This window comes from Xanthovirga aplysinae (assembly GCF_009711365.1).
In the GTDB taxonomy this organism is placed as follows: domain Bacteria; phylum Bacteroidota; class Bacteroidia; order Cytophagales; family Cyclobacteriaceae; genus Xanthovirga; species Xanthovirga aplysinae.
In genome coordinates this window covers 1-3,416 of sequence record NZ_SMMB01000710.1, presented here as the reverse complement: position 1 = coordinate 3,416, position 3,416 = coordinate 1, and the positions used below count along the sequence as shown (strand labels likewise).

Below are 3,416 nucleotides of genomic sequence, written 5' to 3'. Positions count from 1 at the left end.
ATATGATTTAATTTATTTTTTAGTGATGATTTTGGTTTTTAAATACTCTTGTTGTTTCTTCGAATAACGATATTTAATCGCAAAAGAAATTATATTTTATTTAAATTAATCTTGTTTAATTTTTAAATTTTTTTTACATGAAAAAGTTATTTCTACTTTTTGTTTTTGTTGTCGCTTCTGCTACTATTTCATCTGCACAGTTTAGAGCAGGATTTTCTTTCGACTATGGTATTCCTACAGTAAAAACAGACGCTGATGTTCTTGATAAAACAGCTTTGGGAGATTATGCCAAAGGTGGAATAGGTGGTCGTTTGTTAGCTAAATATGCTGTAACTGAGAACATCGATGCCGGACTAGAATTGGGAGTTGGAGCATTCGCAGGTGCAGAAGAGACATATGATGATGCAAGTGGGATTCCTACGACTTTTAAAGCTGGAGTAACTGTGATGACTACCACTATGTTAACAGGAGATTACTATTTTTCAACAAATAACGTCGCTCCTTATGTTGGTTTAGGACTAGGTTTTTCTAGAGCAGTCACAGCTAATGGTTCAGTTAGTGTTGAGGATATTGATGAAGAAGAACCGGAAGTAGACGCAGGTGGAAATGCACTTGAAGGAACTTTATTTGCCGCATCTCCAAGAGTTGGTCTTAAAGTAGGTAAACTCAATATCGATGTTGCTTACAATATCCTTACAGGAAAAGCTTCTGACATTGTAGATGGTGGCGAAAAATTGAAAATGAATAACAGTCACTTAAGAATTGGTGTTGGTTTCCTTTTCGGAAGAAGAAACTAAGGAATAGTTAACCTATAAAAAAGGGAGCAGATTTAATCTGCTCCCTTTTTTGTTTTATGATCAATAAAATGAATTAATCATCGAGAGGAAATCGCCTTATTTTTTTTCTGCATAGGATTGCCGCTATTCCTTTTCTTTCTTTTATATAATTTGAATTTAGTAGGAACATTTCTTCTTGGGAAGTAATTATTTTCCCTGTCTACATCAGCAGTTTCAAGATATGGGTCCAATTCTACTTCTGCTACTTCTTTTTTCTTAGCGAATACTTTGCTCACTTCATCGTTATTCATTCTCCAGATTTCAGCAGGAATTCTCTCAACCTCTGAGCTACCATCAGTATAAGTCCATTTGATAATTATAGGCATGACTAAACCACCAATGTTTTTGAAGTCTATCTGATAGAAATTTAATCCCGCATTTAACAATTCCTTTTGGTTATCATCCAAACCTTTTAAAAACTTCTTATAGGCCTTAGTATCTTCAGTGGTAATTTTGAATGGATCGTAGGAATTATAAAAGTCTTTAAGTTCCGAATTAGCTTCTACCGCTGTTTTAGGAATATCCTTCATATTTTGGGTACGAGAGATGTCCAATGCAAGAGCATTTTTATGTTCTTTTTTCAGGTCTTTTTTTTCTGCTACAGGGTTTTGTGTGTTCACTTTAAACCACTTCATGTCTTCGATGGAAATATCTACATTGTCTGTGGTATAAAACCAACCCCTCCAGAACCAGTCCAGATCTACGCCTGAAGCATCTTCCATGGTACGGAAAAAGTCTTCCGGAGTAGGATGTTTAAAGGCCCATCTTTTGGCATATTCTTTTAAAGCATAGTCAAAGAGTTCTCTTCCCATAACCGTTTCTCTCAAAATATTCAAAGCCGCTGCCGGTTTTCCATAAGCATTGTTGCCAAATTGAATAATAGCTTCTGAGTTAGTCATTATTGGCCGCATGAATTGTCTGCTGCCTTTCATATATCGTACTATACTACTGGCAGGGCCTCTATCAGTAGGGAAATCTCTATCCCAAGATACCTCCGTAAGGTATTCCAGGAATGTGTTTAATCCTTCATCCATCCAGGTCCATTGCCTTTCATCTGAATTGACAATCATAGGGAAGAAGTTGTGCCCAACCTCATGAATGATTACCCCAATCATGGCATTTTTGATGGTTTCCGAATAGGTGCCATCTGACTCTGGTCTTCCACCATTGAAACATATCATTGGATATTCCATACCAAATACAGGTCCATGAACGGAAATAGCTGTTGGATATGGATAAGCGAAGGTAAAATCAGAATAGGTTTTCAGGGTGTGGGCGACTACTTCTGTGGAATATTGTCCCCATAATGGATTTCCTTCTTTTGGATAAAAGGACATAGCCATGGTAGTTTTCCCATTTTCCATTTTCACGCCCATAGCATCCCAAATGAATTTTCTCGAACTAGCCCAGGCAAAATCTCGGACGTTATCGGCTTTAAAAGTCCAAGTCTTTTTTTCTTTAGAACGAGATTTCTCATTTTTTTCCGCTTCTTTTTGAGAAACAATTAGAACAGGTTTATCGGCAGTTTTTGCTTGATTGAATCGTTTTAATTGTTCTGCATTCAATACATCTTCAGGATTTTGAAGAACCCCAGTAGCCCCTACAATATGGTCTGCTGGTGCTGTGATGCTCACAGTGTAGTCTCCAAAAGGAAGGGCAAACTCCCCATTTCCTAAAAATTGTTTGTTTTGCCACCCCTCAAAATCTGAATATACCGCCATTCTTGGGAACCATTGGGAAATTTCATAGAGGTAATTTTTATCTTCCGGAAAATATTCATAACCACCACGAACATCCATTTTTTCGGCATCAATAATGTGATGTTCCCAATCAATAGCCAAGTCAAAAGAATCACCTTGATGCAAAGGTTGAGGTAGATCTACTCGCATCATAGTTTTATTAATGACATGCGCTAGTGGATTTCCGTTTATATCAGCTACTTTAGTAATATTGTAACCGTGGTCCGTGTCTTTTGGTAAAATAGACTCCAAATGAGAAAAGCTCATTCTTTTTGGAATACGGCTAGAAGCAGTGGAGTAGGTATCCGAATTGTTTTTAAAGCGATTTTGATCTAACTGTACCCAAATATAGGTAAGTGGATCAGGAGAATTATTTGTATAATGAATGACTTCTGACCCTTTTAATCTTTGATTTTCATCATCCAGTTCTACTTGAATATTGTAATTGGCTTCTTGTTGCCAATACATTACTCCAGGGGCTCCCGAAGCAGTGCGAAAAGCATTTGGAGTGGCCAATTCCGGCCCAAGTTGGGCAAATTTGTCCGTCAGATCTTCCCCCCTGTCGGACTGCGCAAAAAGCAGGTTGGCTGCTCCCAATGCTAGGGATAAAAGCGCTACTTTTTTCATATGATTAGTTTGTTATAGGTAGTTAAAAAAGTTCTATTTATTGTTTAGGGTTACATTAAGCCTAGTACCATGAAAATTGAAACCCCAGCAATTGCAGAAGAAATAACTATTTTCCAATCTCTCCTGCTTACTCTGAATATATTTACAAAAATAAAGGAGGCTAAAAGTAAGGAAAGAACAATGGCCAATTGACCTATTTCCAACCCAATATTAA

2 protein-coding genes are annotated in these 3,416 nt (G+C 37.1%); one reads left to right on the top strand and one right to left on the bottom strand.

The features are described from left to right. Window positions 1-137: 137 nt before the first annotated feature. On the top strand, window positions 138-797 hold the full coding sequence (locus tag E1171_RS04475; protein ID WP_155204509.1) for an outer membrane beta-barrel protein: 660 nt from the start codon (window positions 138-140) through the stop codon (window positions 795-797). Between the two features lie 77 nt (window positions 798-874). Here E1171_RS04475 and E1171_RS04470 read toward each other — a convergent pair whose 3' ends face one another. After that, window positions 875-3,202, bottom strand: coding sequence for a M1 family metallopeptidase (locus E1171_RS04470; protein ID WP_155204507.1), 2,328 nt, complete (start codon window positions 3,200-3,202; stop codon window positions 875-877). Window positions 3,203-3,416 lie beyond the last annotated feature (214 nt).